Below are 18,998 nucleotides of genomic sequence, written 5' to 3'. Positions count from 1 at the left end.
CCGAGCATTACGACAGCGACACCTGCGCCCCACCCTGCTCGCCCGCATACTTCGACAACGACGCGAAGAACTCGCTGTCATCCCGCGTATTGCGCCATTCATCGCCCACGCGCTTGTAGTGGTAGCCGCCCGAGCGCGCCGCCACCCACATTTCCTGCAAGGGCGCCTGGCTGTTGACGATGATCTTGGAGCCGTTGTCGATGAACTCGATCTCCAGCACATTGCCGCTGCGCTTGCATTCGACGTCGATCACGTCCTCGTCGTTCAGGCGATCGAAGGCTTCCTCGATCTGCTTGAGGGTCAGGTCGGCAAGGTCCAAAAATTCGGTTTCGGTCATGCTACACTCCAGAATCTGCTAATCAAACCGTGATTCTAATCGTGAAGTCCTCTCTTGCGCTTCTCCCGGCCGCTGTTTTGCTCGCCGCCCTGTCGGGCTGCGGCCAGACCGGCGACCTGTACATGCCGACGCCGCCCGCCAGGCCCGCATCGGCGCCGCCCGCAGTCCCGGTCGATCAGCCACCCCAGCCCGTCCCTTCGAACAACGCCTCCACCCCTGCACCGCACCGCTGATGTCCTACTTCTCGCACCAAGACGGCGTCCTGCACGCCGAAAACGTTTCGCTGTCCGCCATCGCGGAACAATTCGGCACGCCGACCTACGTCTACTCGAAAGCCGCCCTGCTCGACAACTTCTCCGCTTACCACGACGCCTGCCAGGGCCGCGACGCCCTGGTCTGCTACGCGATGAAGGCCAACTCGAACCTGGCCGTGCTCGACCTGCTGGCGCGCCAGGGCGCGGGCTTCGACATTGTCTCGGGCGGCGAACTGCTGCGCGTGATCGCGGCCGGCGGCGACCCGGGCAAGACCATCTTCTCGGGCGTCGGCAAGACCGTCGAGGAGATGCAGCTGGCGCTGGAAAAGGGCATCCTGTGCTTCAACGTGGAATCGATCCCCGAACTGCACCGCCTGAACGAGGTGGCCGGCAAGCTCGGCATGCGCGCCCCGGTCTCGCTGCGCGTGAACCCGAACGTCGACGCCAAGACCCACCCGTATATTGCGACCGGCCTGAAGGCCAACAAGTTCGGCGTGGCCTTCGACGATGCGCTGGACACCTACCGCACTGCCGCCAGCCTGCCGCACCTGGACGTGGTCGGCATCGACTGCCATATCGGCTCGCAGCTGCTGGACGACGCCCCGCTGCTCGAAGCCCTCGATAAACTGATCGAGCTGATCGACACCCTGGACGCCGAGGGCATCCACCTGCACCACCTGGACATCGGCGGCGGCATCGGCGTCGACTACGGCGTGGCCGGCGACAAGCCGGCGGTGCCGGTGGGCGACTATCTCGGCCGCCTGTTCGCGCGCATCGACGCCTGGGGCGCGGAAAAACACGGCGGCCGGCCGATCAAGGTGATCTTCGAGCCGGGCCGCTCGATCGTGGCCAACGCCGGCGTGCTGCTGACGAAGACCGAATTCCTGAAACCGGGTGCCGAGAAGAACTTCTGCATCGTCGACGCCGCGATGAACGACCTGATGCGTCCGACCCTGTACCAGGCCTGGATGGGCGTGCAGCCGGTGAGCCCGCGCGACGGTGAAAAGCTGGTATGGGATATTGTCGGCCCGGTATGCGAGTCGGGCGACTGGCTGGCGCGCGAGCGCGAACTGGCGCTCGAGCAGGGCGACCTGCTGGCCATCATGACGGCCGGCGCCTATGGCATGACGATGGCGTCGAACTACAACACCCGCGGCCGCGCGGCCGAGGTGATCGTCGATGGCGATGTCACCCACCTGGTGCGCCGGCGCGAAACGCCGGCCGAGGTGTTCGCGCTCGAGACGATGATCAAGTAAAACCAGGCCCGCGCAATGCGGGCCTTTTCGATTTTAGGCGCGCACGGGTTGCGGCTTGCGTTTGACATGCCAGAACACCCTCAGCCCCAGCAGCACGGCCACGATGGCGCCGAACAGGATCGGCTGCGCGAAGTCGCTCTTGCCCTCTTTCATCCACCAGTAGTGCAGGATCGCCAGCGGACCGATCACATAGATCAGCCGGTGCAGCCATTGCCAGCGCTTGCCGCCCAGGCGCTTGATCATCGCATTGGTCGACGTGGCCGCCAGCGGGATCAGGAGCACGAAGGCGATGAAGCCGACCAGGATGAACGGCCGCTTCACCACGTCGGCCAGCATCGCGGCGACGTCGAAGAAATGGTCGAACCACAGGAAGGCGATGAAGTGCACGAATGCATAAAAGAAGGCGAACAGCCCGACCATGCGCCGCAACTTCACCAGCCAGTTCCAGCCCGTCAGGCGCCGCAGCGGCGTGACCGCCAGCGTGATGCACAGGAAGTACAGCGCCCATTCGCCGCTGACCCCGGTGATTTCCGCCAGCGGATCGGTGAAGGCGCCGGTCGCCGTCCCCCATACCAGGCGCGCGAAGGGCAGCAGCGCCAGCACGAAGATGGCGGCCTTGACCCACCCGACCTGTTTATTGGAAAGCTGGAGCGCCATCAGTAATAGTGCTTCAAGTCCATGCCCGTGTACAGCGAGGCAACCTGGTCATAGCCATTGAACATGAGCGTCTTGCGCTTGGGCTGGAACAGGCCGGTCTCGCCGATGCGGCGCTCGCTCGCCTGCGACCAGCGCGGGTGGTCGACGTTCGGGTTCACGTTCGAATAGAAACCGTATTCGCGCGGCGCCGAGTCGTTCCAGGCGGTGCGCGGCTGGCGCGACACCAGGCGGATGCGCACGATCGACTTGGCCGACTTGAAACCGTATTTCCAGGGCACGACCAGGCGCACCGGCGCGCCGTTCTGGTTCGGCAGCACCTGGCCATACATGCCCATCGTGAGCATGGTCAGCGGATGCATGGCTTCGTCGATGCGCAAGCCCTCGACATATGGCCAGTCGAGCACGCCGCTCTTCAGGCCCGGCATCTGCTTGCGATCAGCCAGGGTGGTGAATTCGACGAATTTGGCAGCACCTAGCGGCTCCACCTGCTTGAGCAGGTTCGACAGCGAATAGCCGACCCATGGGATGACCATCGACCAGCCTTCGACACAGCGTAGGCGGTAGATGCGTTCCTCGAGTGGCGCCAGCTTGAGCAGGCTGTCGATGTCGAGCGTAAGCGGCTTGTTGACCTCGCCCTCGATGCGCACGGTCCAGGGGCGGGTGCGCAAGGTGTGCGCGTTCTCGGCCGGATCGCCCTTGTCGAGGCCGAACTCATAGAAATTATTGTAGCCGGAGGCGTCCTTGAACGGCGTCTGCTTCTCGTCGGTGGACAGCGCCACGTTGGCGCGCGCAGCCAGTTTCTGGGCGGGTGCGGCCTGGGCGAAGGCTTCGCGGTTGGCCATCTCCCACATGCCGGTTCCGACTGCCGCCGTGGCCGCCATGCGGGTGATGAACTGACGCCGCCCGGTATAGACCTCTTGCGGCGTGATTTCGGAAGGGAACGGAAGATCGAGTCCGTTGGGATGACGTTTGAACAGCATGGCAGGCCCCGCGAGCTTAAGAGTCTTCACATTACACGAAGTTCCCTTAAGCCAGCGTTAGGCCACCAACTTACAGCTCGCCGTAGGAGTGGAGCCCCGACAGGAACATGTTCACGCCCAGGAAAGCGAAGGTGGTCACCAGCAGGCCCACCAGCGCCCACCAGGCCGCCACGCGGCCGCGCAGGCCGGTCATGAGGCGCATGTGCAGCCAGGCCGCGTAGTTGAGCCAGACGATCAGGGCCCAGGTCTCTTTCGGGTCCCACGACCAGTAGCCGCCCCAGGCCTCGGCCGCCCACAGGGCGCCCAGGATGGTGGCCACGGTGAAGAAGGCGAAGCCGACCGAGATCGACTTGTACATCACGTCGTCCAGCACTTCGAGCGACGGCAGGCGGTCGGCCAGGATGCCGTGGGATTTCAACAAATAGGCGCTGCCCACCATCGCCGCCAGGGCGAAGGTGCCGTAGCCGATGAAGTTGGCCGGAACGTGGATCTTCATCCACCAGCTCTGCAGCGCCGGAACCAGCGGCTGGATCTGGGCGGCGTCGCGCGACACCGTGTACCACAGCAGGAAGCCGACCGCGGCCGAGATGATCAGCATCACGAACGGGCCCAGCTGGCGGGTCTTGTAGTGTTCTTCGTAATACAGGTGGAACATCGCGGTGATGATCGCGAACAGGATGAACACTTCGTACAGGTTCGACACCGGGATGTGGCCGACGTCCGGCCCGATCAGGTAGCTTTCGTACCAGCGCACCATCATGCCGACCGAGCCGATCACGACGGCGGCCCAGCACAGGTTGGCGCCGACGCTGCCGCCGAACTTGCCGCGGCTGAACAGGCCGACCCAGTAGAACACGGTCGAGAAGATGAACAGAGTGCTCATCCACAGGATGGCCGAGCCGCTCGACAGCATGTATTTGAGGAAGAATTTCTGCTCGGCCGCCGCCAGGTTGCCGTCGTACATCGAGATCGCGCCCAGCGACAGCACACCGACCAGCGGGAACAGCCAGCGCATCGGCTTCCAGTACCAGCCCAGCGCCGCGAACACCGGCGCGGTACAGATCAGGATGATTTCTTCATAGATGTCCATGAAATGGCCGTACTGGACTTGCGCGTACAGGGCCGCCGCAAGCAGCGCGATGCCGTACAGCCAGTCGGCCGCGGTCAGGCGGCGGAAGTAGCCGACCTTTTCCTGGTATTTCTCGGTCGAGCGCGCCGGGGCGCTATTTTTCGTTTGGGACAGTTCCATCATTTTCTCCAGATCGTCGCCAGCTTACGCCGGTTGCGGCAGCTTGACCGACAATTCTTCGTATTCACGCTCGAAATCGAGCGTCTTGCGCTGGGTGCTCATCGCCATCAGGGCCTCGGCCCCTCCATCTACGTCGCGCACCCAGATCCAGACGCGGCGCTCGCGAATATAAAACATCGCGAACACGCCCAGCGTCAGCAGCAGGCAACCGAAGTAGACCACATTCTTGCCCGGCGAACGCGTCATCTGCAGCACCGAGGCCTTTACTTCGGTGAAATCGTCCAGCTGCAAATAGACCGGCGCGCCGTACAGGAAGCTGTCCGACAAGGCATTGGTGGCCAGTTGCAGGAAGCGGCCGTTTTCATCGGTCGGCTCGGCCGCGGCGTCGCCGTTCTTCTCGCGCGCCACCTGCCACAGCTCCCACAGCGCGCCGTTGAGCATCTTCATGAAGATGCCGGCCGCCTTTTCCTGCTCGGCCTGCGGGATCTGTTCCAGGAAGCGGGCCACGCCGACGAAACCGCCGCGGCCGTCGGCGCCGGCGAAGATGTCGAGCGTGCGCGCGGCCGAATCCTTCAACTGGCCGGCAAGCGCACCGCCGCCGCGCTGTTCCGCGCTCAGCGCGCGGCTGGCGTAGCGGAAGGCCGCCTCCTGGCGTGCGGCCGGGTCGGACAGCGCCGCGCGCAGGCGCATCCAGTCGCCCACGCCGTGGCGCTCGTCGGACGGGATGCGCAGGAAGCTGAAGTTCTCGGACGGGTTCGAGCGCACGCCGGCCAGGTAGACCTGGGCGCCTTCGAGGGTCAGCGGCTGCATGTAGTTCATGTACTCGCGCGCCTGGCCCGTGTGGTCGCGCAGCTTGTATTGCACGCTGGGGCCCACGTTTTTCAGGTCCTTGTTGGCGTCCGGGTCGGCCGCCGCGCCGGAGGCCTTGCCCAGCGTGGCCGACAACTGTGCATTGAAACCGACGTTCTTGCCCACCGCGCGCGCATCGTTGCCCTGGGCGACGTTCTCGACGTTGAAGGGACGGAAGCCCGACCACTCGACGGCATAAGTGTCCTTGCCGAACTTGAGCTCAGTCGCGCCATTGACTTCGCCTTCGATCGGGAAGCTGGCCGCGCTGGCGCCCGTCATCGGGAAACCGGTCAGCCTGAGCTTGCTGCCGCCATCGTCAAAGCTCGACTGGTAGACGGCGATGCCCTTGTAGATCAGCGGATGGTTGACCTTGATGGTCGACTCGAATGTATGGCCGTTTTCCAGGTCGTGCACCACGACGTCGCTGGCGAACAGCTTGGGCATGCCGGTCGAATAGAACTCGATATGGAATTTCTTGAGCTCGATCCCGAACGGCAATTCCTGCACCAGCACGCCGGACGGCTGGTTCAGGATCGCGGTATGGCTGGTCTGGCCCTCGGCGATCGCGGTATTGCCGCGGAAGCTGGGATTGCTCGTACTGAGGCGATGCTGGGCCGGGATCTCGGCGATCACGCCGCTGCCGGTGAAGGGCGTCTTGCCAAAGAACCACTGCTGGACACGCACAGGAAGTTCCGAATCCAGCATGCCGCCCAGCAAGATCACGATGATCGAGGTATGGGCGAAGATATAGCCGAACTTGTTGCCGGCGCCCTTCTTGGCCGACACCAGGATGGCCTGGTCTTTTTCCACGACCTTGGTGGCATAGCCGGCGTGGCGCAGGCGCAGCGCGCTTTGCTCGGCCAGCTCGGCGCGCACCAGCGGCGCCTGCCATTCAGCCTTGTGGTGGAAATTGCGTAGCGAATCGACACGCACGTTTTCGCGCCAGCTGCGCATATCGCGCAGCATCTTGGGCGTGTTGCGCACCACGCACAGCGCGGTCGAGACGATCAGCACCACCAGGATGACCAGGAACCACCAGCTCGAATAGACGTTGTACAGGCCGAGCTTGTCGAAGATCTCGAACCAGAACGGCCCGAACTGGTTGACGTAATTGGGCATCGGCTCGTTCTGCTTGAGCACGGTGCCAATGACGGAGGCGATGGAGATGATGGTGAGCAGGCTGATCGCGAAACGCATCGAGGAGATCAGCTCGACTGCCTCGGCCAGCCAGCGGCGGCGGGTATTCAGTTCAATTCCGGTGGTACTCATACTCTACAACTTTCATCCTGCGCGCGGTCGGGGCCACGCGTGGAAAAAAGGGCGTCAGCTCGACGCTGCCGCCCTCTTCCGTTCATCTCATGCTCATGCGTAGCGCTAAAGCGACACTTTTAGCGTAAGCCGGCGATATAGTCTGCCACTGCACGCATCTCTTCCGGCGACATCCGTTGCGACAGCACCGTCATCTGCGGGCTGTTGGCGCGGGCGCCGGTCTTGAATGCTTCCAGCTGGGCAGTGGTGTAATCCTGGTGCTGGCCGGCCAGGCGCGGGTATTGCGCCGGGATGCCGTTGGCGGTGGCGCCGTGACAGCTGGCGCAGGCCGCCACGCCTTTTTCCGCGATGCCGCCGCGGTAGATCTTGCGGCCCAGTTCCACTGTCTCCTTGTTTTTCGCCGCGCCAGGCTTGTGCGCCTGCGTCGCGAGCCAGGCTGCGATATCCTTCTTCTCCTGCTCCGTCAGCATCTTGGCATAGGTCGTCATGATCGGCTGCTGGCGGTGCGCGGTCGTGAAATCGACCAGCTGCTTGTGCGTATACGTCGCGAACTGGCCCGACAGTTTCGGATTGACCGCGATCGTCGAATTGCCGGCCGCGCCGTGGCAGGACAGGCAGGACGGCAGGCCGCGCGCGGCGTCGCCGGCTTCGTACAGGGCGCCACCTTTGGCTGGATCGGCTTTGACCGCGGTAGCGGTTGCGGCGGACGCCGCCATCGCCGCCGGTAGTCCCCCAAAGACAGTCAGCGAAGTGACCAACAGTGTTTTGAGCAGGGGGGACGTCAACCGATTCATAACTGGCACCTTATAAAGTCAAATTAGAAAGTTCAGTGCAGCGACTTGATCTACCCGCCGATGGGCGGAGCAGCAATCAACCCCTTATTGTACAATAGCTTTGTTTCCCCAACGCCATTTCATGGCCCTTAATCCCTCTCCCAATGTCCAGATTATGGCAAGCCCGGTTCTTCACGACCGTTAACCAGTTGCGCGATTTACCAGGCACGCAAGTACCGGAAATCGCCTTCGCCGGGCGCTCGAACGCCGGCAAATCCACAGCGATCAATATCCTGACCAACCAGAAGGGTCTGGCTTTCGCTTCCAAGACGCCCGGCCGTACCCAGCACATCAATTACTTCTCGATCGGCGGCGCCCACGTGGGCCAGCACCGCAAGGACGCGGTCCGGGTCGACGAGATCGAAGCGCTGCTGGTCGACCTGCCGGGCTATGGCTATGCCGAAGTCTCGGGCACCGCCAAGCTGCACTGGCAAAAACTGCTGGGTGACTACGTCCAGCGCCGCGACCAGCTGGCGGCGCTCATCCTGATCATGGATTCGCGCCGTCCGTTCACCGACCTCGACGTCCAGATGCTGGAATGGTTCGCCCCGACCGGCAAGCCGATCCACTGCATCCTGACCAAGGCCGACAAGCTCAATCGCAACGAGTCGACCAATGCCCTGCGCGAAGCGCGCGCCGTGCTCGACAGCTATGTCGACGAGGAAGGCAACGCCTTCCCGTTCACGGTGCAGCTGTTCTCGGCGCTCAAGCGCATCGGCATCGAGGAGGCGGACGCCAAGATCCTGGAGCTGGCCGGGCTGAACTCGGAAGAGGAAGAAGCAGGAGACAATATCGGCAACGAAGAAAGTGCTGCGCCGTCGGCGGACGACGATAAACCCTCCGCCTGATTTTGCTAGGACGATCAAAGATGACCATTATCACCTCCGCCTATCCGGCGGCCCGCCCGCGCCGCATGCGGCGCGACCCATTCTCGCGCGCCATGATGCGCGAACACACCATCACCGCCGCCGACCTGATCTACCCGGTCTTCGTGCTCGAAGGACAAAACCAGCGCCAGCAAGTGGCGTCGATGCCGGGCGTCGAACGCGTCTCGCTCGACCTGCTGCTGAAAGTCGCCGAAGAATGCGTTTCGCTCGGCATCCCGGCGATGGCCCTGTTCCCGCTGGTCGACCAGTCGGTCAAGACCTATGACGGCATCGAGGCGACCAACCCGGACGGGCTGGTGCCGCGCGTGATCCGCGAACTCAAGAAGAACTTCCCGGAACTGGGCGTGATCAGCGACATCGCGCTCGACCCCTACACCACCCACGGCCAGGACGGCCTGCCGGACGAGAACGGCTACATCGTCAACGAAAAGACGATCGAGATGCTGGTGAAGCAGGCGCTCACCCACGCCGAAGCCGGCGTGGACATCGTGGCGCCGTCGGACATGATGGACGGCCGCATTGGCGCGATTCGCAACGCCTTCGAGGCGCAAGGCCACATCCATACCCGCATCATGGCCTATTCGGCCAAGTACGCGTCCGCCTTCTACGGTCCGTTCCGCGACGCCGTGGGTTCCAGCGCCAACCTGGGCAAGGCCGACAAGAACACCTACCAGATGGACCCGGCCAATAGCGACGAGGCGCTGCGCGAAGTGGCGCTCGACCTGGCCGAAGGCGCCGACATGGTGATGGTCAAGCCGGGCATGCCCTACCTGGACGTGGTGCGTCGCGTAAAGGACGAGTTCAAGGTGCCGACCTTCGCCTACCAGGTCAGCGGCGAGTACGCGATGCTGAAGGCGGCGGCGCTCAACGGCTGGCTCGATCACGACAAGGTCATGATGGAATCGATGATGGCGTTCAAGCGTGCCGGCGCAGATGGCGTGCTGACCTATTTCGCGCTCGATATCGCGCGCAAGCTGAAGGCGGGTTGATCGCATCCGACTGACAGGACCGGTGCCAAGGCACGTATGCCGTTCAGCAAAAGCTGAGCGGCATTTTTTTTGTCGACGGCCCCGCAAAGACGGCGACATGACGCAGATCCTGAACGCTGCACCTTAAGAAAACTGTTGCGGAATCCCTCTGTCTAACCTATATTTTGTATAGGTAGCTCGATGAAGCAACCGCGGAAAATCACTTCGCTGTCGACGCCTCAGTTACAGGCACATATCCGAGCTACATCGCAGGATTCGATCAATGTGGCCTTCTCTGTGCATGTGCAAAAACGGATGCGGGAACGAAAGATAACCATGCCATGCGTCCTCGCCACATTAAGAAACGGCAGCATCCGACGCCGGCCTGAGCCGAACACACACTTCGGCACACTCGAGTGCCGGATGGAACACTACACCACTGGGCACAATATTGGCGTCGTCGTCGCCTTGAGCGACGACGATCCCGCGCTGCTTGTCGTCACAGCAATGCATATTTAGGAGGAACCATGTACCGCTTTACCGACGGAGGCCTGCGGAACGTTTGGCTGAAGAACGGTTACGTCGAACGCAGCACGCCCTATGGCAAGACGGTTTCCTTTCACGATCTCGACGGGCTTGTCGTGGCCATCTGCAATGCCTTGGTCAAGAAGCAAGGGCGACTGACCGGAGCCGAGTTTCGCTACATCCGCACAGCGTTGTTGCTGTCGCAGAAATCCTTGGGACAGGCCGTAGGCTACACCGAGCAAGCCGTCGCCAAATGGGAAAAAACTGGCAAGGTGCCAAAGGCAATCGATCTGATGCTAAGGATGCTGTTTGTGCGTAAACATAGCGGCGACAAGAACGTGTCTGCGTTATTGGACATGCTCAATACGCTCGACCGTATCAGTCACGCCAAAATCATCGTTTCCGAATCACGTTCCAAGTGGAAATCGGAAATTAAACTCGAAGAAGATGAAGACGCGGTTGCCGCCTAGGAAGCTGATGCGCGCTCAGCGCCCAGGCGCCGGCCTGTAATCCGGGAACATTTCCTTGTACAGAAATTCCACCAGCTGATCCGTATCCTGCGGCCTCGCGCTGAGCTTCACCACGCGCCCCAGGCGGTGCGAATCCCACTCGAAATCGCCCTTCTTCTCGCGCCGGATCAGCTCGATCATCTTCTTGATCACCGCGGTCTCGATGTCGCGCTCGCTGCCCTGCTCCACCGTCACCGCCGTCAGCCAGCGCCGTTTGAAGCTCGGGTTCCAGCCGCGGAACTTGAGGTCCATGGTGTTGAAGGTCTTGTTCGACACCGAGAAGATGCCGCCCGTCTCGTTGCTGTCGTCGGTGCCGCGGCCATTGATGGCGGCGATGTTCGCCAGCGCGTTGCGGGTGCCGCGCGCGGCGTCGCTTTCCTGGGCCGGCACTTCGGCGCCGGTCGGCGCGCCGCGGCGCTCGCGCTGGGCCTTCACGTAGGCCGCCATGTCCATGTCGGGCGGCACCTCGGTTGGCGGCTGCTGGCGCTGCGGTTGCGGCGGAGCCGGCGGCGCGGGACGCTCGTCGGGGACCGTGATGGTGTCCGGCAGGCGCTGGACGATGATGCGTTCCTGTTCCACGCGCGGCACCGGCGGCGCCGGCAAGGGACGCGGCGTCGGCCGCGGCGCCGATTCGACGGGCGAGGTTTCCTGCAGCGGCGCCACGTAGACGACCTGGCTGTCGCCCTGGTCCTCGGAAGCCGGGCGCGCCGTGCGCTGGTCCGGTTCCTTCGGCTCGTAGAACCACAGCAGCACCAGCAACAGGTGGAGCGCGATCGTGCCGGCCACGCCATAGCGGCTCGGCTTCTTGCGACCGTAACTCATCCCCAGCCCGTAACGCGGCCCCGTGGGCGGCAACGGCTGCCCGCAGTGGGAACACACTTCACTGTCCTGTTCGTAGGTGTGGGAATGGTCACGCAAGATGGATCGGTTTCCTGATAGCTACGTCTAAAAAAACGGCAGAGAGCCGCAGTCTAACCGTTTTGCGGCGCAACCGCATCACGCTAGCCGCCCGGCCGCCCCATCCAATCCATTGATGGTTGTTACCAAATGTTTCCGGCCGCCAGTATCGGAACAATACTGTATCCGATACTGGCGGCCGGAGGGCTTTTCTGGCGTGCTGCCTTAGGCGGGATGCACCGGGTGGGCCGACGGGGCCGGATGCGCCACGTGATCCTGGTCCGCCTTCGCGATCTGCTCATCGGTCATCGGGCCGGAGCCGCTGTAGCGGTCCAGGTACAGGTAGATCACCGGGGTGATGTACAGGGTGATGACTTGCGAGAAGATCAGGCCGCCGCACACCGCCAGGCCCAGCGGCTGGCGCAGCTCGGCGCCGGCGCCGATGCCCAGCGCGATCGGCAGCGCGCCCATCAGCGCCGCCAGGGTCGTCATCAGGATCGGACGGAAGCGCAGGATGCAGGCCTCGCGGATCGCCTCTTGCGGGCTCATGCCCAGGTTGCGCTGGGCGTCGAGCGCGAAGTCGATCATCATGATCGCGTTCTTCTTGACGATGCCGATCAGCATCAGGATGCCGATCATCGCGATCAGGGTCAGGTCCTTGTCGAAAATCCACAAGGTGATCAGGGCGCCGACGGCTGCCGACGGCAGGCCGGCCAGGATGGTCAACGGGTGAATATAACTCTCGTACAGCACACCCAGCAGCACATAGATGACGCCGACCGCCGTGATGATCAGGATCAGCTGGCTCGACTGCGTGTCCTGGAACACCGCGGCGTCGCCGCCATAGGTGGCGATGACGGAGGCCGGCAGCTTCATCGCGCGGCCCATGTCGTCGATGGCGGCGGTGGCGTCGCCCAGCGACACGCCCGGCGCCAGGTTGAACGACAGGGTGATCGCCTGCAGCTGGCCCTGGTGGTTGACCTGCAGCGGGCCGACCGTGCGGCGCACGCTGGCGATGCTCGACAGCTTTACCAGTTCACCCGACTTGGAACGCACCGAAACCCGCGACAGCGCTTCGTCATAGTAGCGGTCGCTCGCGGCGGCTTCCAGGATCACGTAATAGCTGGCCGCCGTGGAATAGATGGTCGACACCTGGCGCTCGCCGAAGGAGGCGTACATCACGGTGCGGATATCGTCCATTTCCACGCCCAGCAGCGCCGCCTTGTCGCGGTCGATGTCCACCGTCGCCTGCAGCGCCTTGTTCTGCGAGTCGCTGTTGACGTCGCGGAAGCGCTCGTCCTTGCGCATGCCTTCCAGGAATTGCTCGGCCCAGCCGCCGATCTCGCCGCCCGACACGCTCTGCAGCGTGTACTGGTAGCGCGCCTTGCTCTGGCGGCCGCCCAGCTGCAGGTTCTGCTGCGGCGACATGAAGACCTGCACGCCGGGCACCGCGCGGGTGGCCTTGCGCAGGTCGTCGATCACCAGGTCCATCGGCGGACGCTCGCCGCGGTCTTTCAGCACCAGGAACATGCGGCCGGTATTGCCGCCGCCGCTGAACGAGGTCGTGTCCTTCACATAGGGATTGGCGCGGATGATGTCGACCACCTTGCCCTGCAGCTCGGCCAGCGCCATCGACGAGGTGTCTTCCGAGGCTTCGACCATCACGCGGATCTGGCCGATGTCTTCTTCCGGGAAGAAGCCTTTTGGCATGGTCGAATACAGCACGCCGGTCAGCACGAAAGTGCCCGCCGCCAGCATCAGGACGATGAAGCGGAAGCGCAGCGCCAGGTCGAGGGTTTTACCGTAGCCGTTGCGTAACCTGGTGAAGCCGGCTTCGAAGCGGCGGCCGATCCACGACATGTCTTTCGGATCGACGTGGCCGCCATCCTTGAGCAGGCGCGAGCACAGCATCGGCACCAGGGTCAGCGAGACCAGGGCCGAGACCAGCACCGCCAGCCCGACGACGACCGCGAATTCGCGGAACAGCAGGCCGATCACGCCCGGCATGAAGAAGATCGGGATGAACACCGCCACCAGCGAGATCGAGATCGAGATGATGGTGAAGCCCACTTCGCGCGCGCCGATGAGGGCCGCCGCCATCGGCTTCTTGCCCATCTCCATATGGCGCACGATATTCTCGAGCACCACGATCGCGTCGTCGACCACCAGGCCGACCGCCAGCGTGATGCCGAGCAGCGAGATGTTATCCAGGCTGTAGCCGAACCAGTACAGCAGCGACAGCGCGCCGAGCAGCGAGATCGGCACCGTCACCGCCGGGATGAAGGTGGCGGCCGCGCGGTGCAGGAACAGGAAGATCACCAGGATGACCAGCAGCACGGTGCCGGCGAGGGTCAGGTTGACGTCGTGGATCGCTTCGCGGATCGACAGCGAGCGGTCGTTCACCAGCTCGATCTTGATCGAGGCCGGCAACTGTCCTTCGAAGCGCGGGATCAGCGCGCGCACCGCGTCGACCACCTGCACGGTGTTCGCATTCGGCTGGCGCTGCACCATCAGCGAGATCGAGCGCTCGCCGTTCAGGCTGCCCATGGCCTTGACCGACTGGTAGCTGTCCTGCACCTCGGCGATGTCGCGCAGGCGCACCGGCAGGCCGTCGCGGGTGGCGATGATCAGGTTGGCGAAGTCGGCTGCCTTCATCAGCTGGCCGCCGCCCTGGATCGTCAGCGCCTGGGTCGGGCCGTCGAGGATGCCCAGCGGGGTGTTCGAGTTGGCGGCGCGCAGCGCGGCCGCCAGCTCGTCCATCGAGATGTTGCGGGCGTTCATCAGGTCGGAGCGGGCGCGTACGCGCACGGCGAAGCGCTTGCCGCCGTTGATCGACACCTGGGACACGCCTTGCACGGTCGAGATCGCCGGCGAGATCAGGTTTTCGGCATAGTCGTTCAGCTCCGACAGGTCCATCGACGGCGAGGTCAGGTGCATGAACAGGATCGGGGCGTCGGCCGGATTGACCTTGCGGTAGGCCGGCAGTTCGGTCATTTCCAGCGGCAGGCGGCGCTGGGCCACCAGCAGCGCGGCCTGGACGTCCACCGCCGCCTTGTCGACGTCGATCTCGTTGTCGAATTCGAGCGTGATATTGGTGTCGCCCTGGGTGTTGCTCGAGGTGATCAGCTTGATGCCGGCGATGGTCGAGAACTGCTTCTCGAGCGGCAGCGCCACCGAGGACGCCATCGTCTCCGGGCTGGCGCCCGGCAGGTTGGCCGAGACGTTGATGACCGGCGTGTTATAGCTGGGCAGTGCGGCGACCGGGATCTGCATGTACGACAGGATGCCGACCAGCACCAGGCTGAGCGACAGCAGCACCACCATCACCGGACGGCGGATACACAGTTCGGACAGATTCATGCCTTGTCGCCCTGCTTGCTTGCCGCCGGCGCGGCCGGCTTGCCATCCTGGCCCGCGAGGCGCACCTTGCCGCCCGGACGCAGGTTCTGCTTGCCTTCGGTGATGACTTTTTCGTCGCCCTTGAGGCCGCTGACGGCGGCGCGGTCGCCGAAGGCGTACACGCGCTGCACCGGCACCTGGCGCGCCGAGTTGCCCTCGCCCAGCACGTAGACGAAGGTGCCGTTGGTCGACGTGATGATGGCGGTCTGCGGGATCACCACCGCATTCTTCAGCGTCTGCACCACCACGTTGGCGGTCACGTACTGGCCCGGCCACAGGGAGGTGTCGCCGTTGGCGAACTCGCCCTTCACGCGGATGGTGCCGGCCTGCGGATCGACGGCGTTGTCGATGAAGCTCAGGCGGCCGACCACCGGTGCTTCGTCGTCCTTGCCGCTGCCCGGGTTGACCCGCACTTCGACGTTGCCCTGCTTCTGCGCGGACAGCAGCGCGCCGAGGGTCGATTCCGGCAGGGTGAACGAGACGTTGATCGGATCGAGCTGGGTGATGGTGGTGAGCGAGGTGCTCATCTGCACCAGGGCGCCCGGATGGACGTCGATGGCGCCGACCCGGCCCGTCATCGGCGCGCGGATCGTGGTGTAGCTGGCACTCACTTGCGTGGCGCGGGCCGCCGCCTGGTTCGACTGCACCAGGGCGCGCTGGGCTTCGACCTGGCTCAGCAGGGAATCGAGGGCGCTCTGGGCCAGGAAGTTCTGGGCCACCAGTTCCTGGCTGCGCTTGTACTGGCGCTCGAGGTCGGCCAGGGTGGCCGAGTCGCGCGCCACCTGCGCTTCGGCGCGCGCGACGTTGGCCATGTCGGCGCGGTCGTCGAGCGAGAACATCAGCTGGCCTTCCTTGACGAACTGGCCTTCGCGGATGTGTACTTCGCGGATCGTGGTGACGGTCTGCGGATGCAGGTTGACCGTTTTCATTGGGGTCACGCTGCCGTTGGCGAACAGTTCGACGCCGACGTCGCGGCGCTCGGGCGCGATGACGTTGACGGTCACCGGCGGCGGGCCGCCCGCGCCCGGTCCCTTGCCTCCCGGCCCCTCGGCCTTGGCATCGTTGCCCTGGTTCAGATACCAACCGCCAGCCACGGCCAGCGCCGCGATTCCGGCGATGACGCCGACATTCTTCTTTTTCATTCTCGTCCCTTGCCGCCCGTTGTCGGCGACTCCATCAATGATCGTGGTGGCATTGCCGCCCGCCCTGGAATGAGGGCGGCGCATTGTCCCACAGTGTTGTTACCGCTGCGTGTACTGCGCTTGTCTGTTCGCTATGCGTTCAGGATTTGTTCGGATAATAGGCCGGCAGCATCAGGGTCACTTCGAGTCCCCCTTCCGGGTGATTGGTCAGGGTGATGCTGCCGCCGTGCTGCTCGGTGATGTTGCGCGCGATCGTCAGCCCCAGGCCGGTGCCGCCCGATTCGCGCGAACGCGAGGTCTCGACCCGGTAGAACGGGTCGAACACCCGTCCCAGCTCGCTCCTCGGGATGCCCGGTCCGCTGTCGCGGATGCGCACCCGCGCCGTGCCGTTGATGCGGTCGACGCAGACGCGCGCATCGCGGCCGTACTTCACCGCGTTGTCGATCAGGTTGCCCAGGCAGCGGCGCAGGTCGAGCGGCCGGCCCAGCACCGCCATCGTGGCCTTGCCCTGCAGCGTGACGTCCTGGCCGGCGTCGCTCGCGTCGGCGCACACCGCCTCGAGCAGCGAATCGAGGTCCAGCATCTGCATCGCCTCCGTGGTGTCCATGCTGCGCGCCAGCACCAGGCCTTCGCGCACCATTTCCTGCATCGCCGACAGGTCGCCGATCAGGCGTTCCTGCAGCTCGCCGTCCGATACTTTCTCGAGCCGCAGGCGCATGCGCGTGAGCGGCGTCTGCAGGTCGTGGGTGATCGCGGCCAGCATCTGCGTGCGCTGGAAGATGTACTGGCGGATGCGCGCCTGCATCGCGTTGAAGGCGGCGCTGGCCTGGCGGATCTCGCTGGCGCCCGTGAGGTCGAGCGGCGGACGGTTGATGTCCTGCCCCAGGTCTTGCGCGGCCTGGGCCAGCTGCTTGAACGGCCTGGTGGTCATGCGCGCCACCAGGTAGGCCAGCACGGCGATGCTGACCATGAACAGGGCCACCAGGATGCGCAGGTCGGTGTCGCCGTCCCGGAGCAGGCGCGGCGGCAGCACCGACAGGCGCAGCTCGGCGCCATCGCGCAGGTGCAGGTTGAGCGATTCGCAGGCGCCGCCATAAGCCATGCTGAGCAGGCCGTACATCATCGGCAGGCGTTGCGCGGTGTCGCAGGCGGCCGGGCGTGCAGTGACCGATTCGACCCGGTAGCCCTTGCCGAGGCGCGCTGCCAGCTGCTGGGCGAAGGGCGTGGGCGGGGCCGCTTCCGGCTGGGTGTCGGCGACTTCGAGCTCCAGGCCGGGACGGTTGGCGACTTCGAGATAGATCGAACGCGCCTCGGCCGGCACGATCTCGGTGGCCATGACCAGCTGCTCGGCGCGTTCCAGCCTGTGCTGCTCGAGCTGGCGCTCCCAGTCGCGCCAGCGCTGGTAGTCCGCCACCAGCTGGATCAGCGCGGCCGAGATCCACACGCCCAGCAGCAGCGTGAGGAACACCCGGCCCGTCATCGACCCGAAGAAATCCTTCACGCCGCCGGCTCCACCGTCACCTGGCCGGCCAGCACGTAGCCGCCGTTGCGGACCGTCTTGATGATCTGGGGCATGCGCGCATCCTCGCCCAGCTTCTGGCGCAGGCGGCTGATCTGGATGTCGATCGAGCGGTCGAACGGATCGGCGTCGCGCCCTTGCGTGAGGTTGAGCAACTGGTCGCGGTTCAGCACCCTGTTCGGATGCTCGAGGAACACGCGCAGCAGGCGGAATTCGGCGCCCGACAGCATGATCACGATGCCGTCCGGGTTGAGCAGGTGGCGCGCGGTGAGGTCGAGCGTCCAGCCCGAGAAGCGCATCTGCTGCACGTTCTCGGACGGCGTGTTGGAAGGCATGGCATGCGAGCGGCGCAGCACGCTGCGGATGCGCGCCAGCAGCTCGCGCGGCTCGAAGGGCTTGGGCAGGTAGTCGTCGGCGCCCATCTCGAGGCCGAGGATACGGTCCAGCGGCTCGTTGCGGGCGGTCAGCATGATGACCGGCAGGGTCGAGGTGGCGCGCAGCTTGCGGCACAGGGTCAGCCCGTCGTCGCCGGGCATGTTCAGGTCGAGCACGATGAGGTCGGGACGGGTTTCGTCGAGCGCCTTCCACATCGCCGTGCCGTCGGCGGCGGCCAGCGTCCGGTAGCCGTTCGACTCGAGGTAGTCGGCCAGCAGCGTCCGGATGTCGCGGTCATCGTCGACGATCAGAATCGTAGAGGGAGTATCCATAACCTCAATTATCCGAGTTTATGACAAGCCCGGAGGAGCATTTTGTATCGCTGTGTATAAGCCTATAGGCCCGATACATATTGATACAATGTATGAGACAGGGGAAACCCCGCGGTTACAGTTTGTGCGCAAGATGGGAACCGTGCAGCGAGCGTTTCGGATGCACAGACAACCAGACTCTCACAAAGGAAGAACCATGAACACCCTCCGCAAGAACCTCGTGATCGCCCTCACCGCTGCCGGCCTGCTCGGCGCCACCGTTGGCGCCCAGGCCCAGACCGCCGCCCCGGCCGAGGGACGTCCGGCCTTGACGGCCGAGCAACGCCTGGCCAAGAAGGCCGAGTGGCAGGCCAAGGCCGGCGAACGCCGCGCGAAGATGGAGCAACATCGCGCCGAACGCCAGGCCAAGCTGCGCGATGCGCTCAAGCTCAATGCGCAGCAGCAGCCGGCATGGGATGCCTTCGTCGCCAGCATGGCGCCGCAAAAGAAGGGTGAGCGCGCCGGACGTGGCGACCGCGCCGCCTGGGCCAGCTTGAGCGCCCCACAGCGCATGGAAAAGCAGATCGCCATGCAGAAGGAGCGCACCGCGCGCATGGAAACGCGCCTTGGCGCCCTGAACAGTTTCTATGCCCAGCTGACGCCGGAGCAGCGCAAGACCTTCGATGAGCAGGCCAAGCACCGCAAGGGTCCGCGCCATCACGGCCATCATGGCAAGCGCGCGAACGCATAACTTTGACCGCTCGCAAAGTTGGCGGCGATGC

The 18,998-nt window shown here is 64.4% G+C and carries 18 protein-coding genes; 7 read left to right on the top strand and 11 right to left on the bottom strand.

The window, feature by feature from the left end; genetic code table 11:
- Positions 1-7: 7 nt before the first annotated feature.
- Positions 8-337, bottom strand: coding sequence for an iron donor protein CyaY (gene cyaY / locus J3U95_RS02820; protein WP_208277160.1), 330 nt, complete (start codon positions 335-337; stop codon positions 8-10).
- Between the two features lie 41 nt (positions 338-378).
- On the opposite strand from cyaY, the gene lptM reads away from it, so the two are divergent.
- Positions 379-570: an LPS translocon maturation chaperone LptM gene (gene lptM / locus J3U95_RS02815; RefSeq protein WP_208277159.1), complete on the top strand. Its 192-nt coding sequence runs from the start codon at positions 379-381 to the stop codon at positions 568-570.
- Positions 570-1,847, top strand: a complete 1,278-nt coding sequence (lysA, locus tag J3U95_RS02810; protein ID WP_208277158.1) for a diaminopimelate decarboxylase — start codon at positions 570-572, stop codon at positions 1,845-1,847. The genes lptM and lysA overlap by 1 nt, the downstream gene beginning before the upstream one ends.
- A gap of 33 nt (positions 1,848-1,880) precedes the next feature.
- Here the strand turns inward: lysA and msrQ are convergent, their stop codons facing one another.
- From msrQ to J3U95_RS02785, 5 genes are all read right to left on the bottom strand, one after another.
- A complete protein-coding gene (gene msrQ / locus J3U95_RS02805) occupies positions 1,881-2,504 on the bottom strand; it encodes a protein-methionine-sulfoxide reductase heme-binding subunit MsrQ (RefSeq protein WP_208277157.1) in 624 nt (207 codons plus the stop codon).
- On the bottom strand, positions 2,504-3,484 hold the full coding sequence (gene msrP, locus J3U95_RS02800) for a protein-methionine-sulfoxide reductase catalytic subunit MsrP (protein ID WP_208277156.1): 981 nt from the start codon (positions 3,482-3,484) through the stop codon (positions 2,504-2,506). Before msrP ends, msrQ begins: the two co-directional genes overlap by 1 nt.
- A 70-nt stretch (positions 3,485-3,554) precedes the next feature.
- A complete protein-coding gene (gene ccsB, locus J3U95_RS02795) occupies positions 3,555-4,733 on the bottom strand; it encodes a c-type cytochrome biogenesis protein CcsB (RefSeq protein WP_208277155.1) in 1,179 nt (392 codons plus the stop codon).
- A 24-nt stretch (positions 4,734-4,757) separates the two neighbouring features.
- Positions 4,758-6,851 (bottom strand): cytochrome c biogenesis protein ResB, encoded by a 2,094-nt coding sequence (locus tag J3U95_RS02790; RefSeq protein WP_208277154.1) that lies wholly within the window; start codon positions 6,849-6,851, stop codon positions 4,758-4,760.
- A gap of 119 nt (positions 6,852-6,970) precedes the next feature.
- Entirely contained in the window at positions 6,971-7,645 is a 675-nt protein-coding gene (locus J3U95_RS02785; protein WP_208277153.1) for a c-type cytochrome, read from the bottom strand.
- Between the two features lie 143 nt (positions 7,646-7,788).
- On the opposite strand from J3U95_RS02785, the gene yihA reads away from it, so the two are divergent.
- From yihA to J3U95_RS02765, 4 genes are all read left to right on the top strand, one after another.
- Entirely contained in the window at positions 7,789-8,532 is a 744-nt protein-coding gene (yihA, locus tag J3U95_RS02780) for a ribosome biogenesis GTP-binding protein YihA/YsxC (protein WP_208277152.1), read from the top strand.
- 20 nt (positions 8,533-8,552) lie between these two features.
- The gene (gene hemB, locus J3U95_RS02775) at positions 8,553-9,560 is read left to right on the top strand and encodes a porphobilinogen synthase (protein ID WP_208277151.1); all 1,008 of its coding nucleotides are present in this window, start codon (positions 8,553-8,555) and stop codon (positions 9,558-9,560) included.
- Positions 9,561-9,740: 180 nt separating this feature from the next.
- Positions 9,741-10,058, top strand: a complete 318-nt coding sequence (locus J3U95_RS28710) for a DUF4258 domain-containing protein (RefSeq protein ID WP_208277150.1) — start codon at positions 9,741-9,743, stop codon at positions 10,056-10,058.
- 8 nt (positions 10,059-10,066) lie between these two features.
- Complete coding sequence (locus J3U95_RS02765) at positions 10,067-10,534, top strand: hypothetical protein (RefSeq protein WP_208277149.1); 468 nt, start codon at positions 10,067-10,069, stop codon at positions 10,532-10,534.
- A 15-nt stretch (positions 10,535-10,549) separates the two neighbouring features.
- Here J3U95_RS02765 and J3U95_RS02760 read toward each other — a convergent pair whose 3' ends face one another.
- The 5 genes from J3U95_RS02760 to J3U95_RS02740 form a co-directional block, all read right to left on the bottom strand.
- The gene (locus tag J3U95_RS02760) at positions 10,550-11,395 is read right to left on the bottom strand and encodes a hypothetical protein (protein WP_229519603.1); all 846 of its coding nucleotides are present in this window, start codon (positions 11,393-11,395) and stop codon (positions 10,550-10,552) included.
- 300 nt (positions 11,396-11,695) lie between these two features.
- Positions 11,696-14,830: an efflux RND transporter permease subunit gene (locus J3U95_RS02755; protein ID WP_208277147.1), complete on the bottom strand. Its 3,135-nt coding sequence runs from the start codon at positions 14,828-14,830 to the stop codon at positions 11,696-11,698.
- A complete protein-coding gene (locus tag J3U95_RS02750) occupies positions 14,827-16,011 on the bottom strand; it encodes an efflux RND transporter periplasmic adaptor subunit (RefSeq protein WP_208277146.1) in 1,185 nt (394 codons plus the stop codon). Before J3U95_RS02750 ends, J3U95_RS02755 begins: the two co-directional genes overlap by 4 nt.
- 139 nt (positions 16,012-16,150) lie before the next feature.
- A complete protein-coding gene (locus tag J3U95_RS02745) occupies positions 16,151-17,512 on the bottom strand; it encodes an ATP-binding protein (protein ID WP_208277145.1) in 1,362 nt (453 codons plus the stop codon).
- Positions 17,509-18,237, bottom strand: coding sequence for a response regulator (locus J3U95_RS02740; protein ID WP_109345397.1), 729 nt, complete (start codon positions 18,235-18,237; stop codon positions 17,509-17,511). The genes J3U95_RS02745 and J3U95_RS02740 overlap by 4 nt, the downstream gene beginning before the upstream one ends.
- A gap of 196 nt (positions 18,238-18,433) precedes the next feature.
- Between J3U95_RS02740 and J3U95_RS02735 the strand changes: the two genes are divergently transcribed.
- Entirely contained in the window at positions 18,434-18,967 is a 534-nt protein-coding gene (locus J3U95_RS02735; protein WP_208277144.1) for a Spy/CpxP family protein refolding chaperone, read from the top strand.
- Positions 18,968-18,998: the final 31 nt, after the last annotated feature.

It is taken from the genome of Massilia oculi, assembly GCF_017582745.1.
GTDB classification, from domain to species: domain Bacteria; phylum Pseudomonadota; class Gammaproteobacteria; order Burkholderiales; family Burkholderiaceae_D; genus Telluria; species Telluria oculi_A.
The sequence above is the reverse complement of the archived record's forward strand: the minus strand, read 5'-3'. Positions and strand labels throughout refer to the sequence as shown.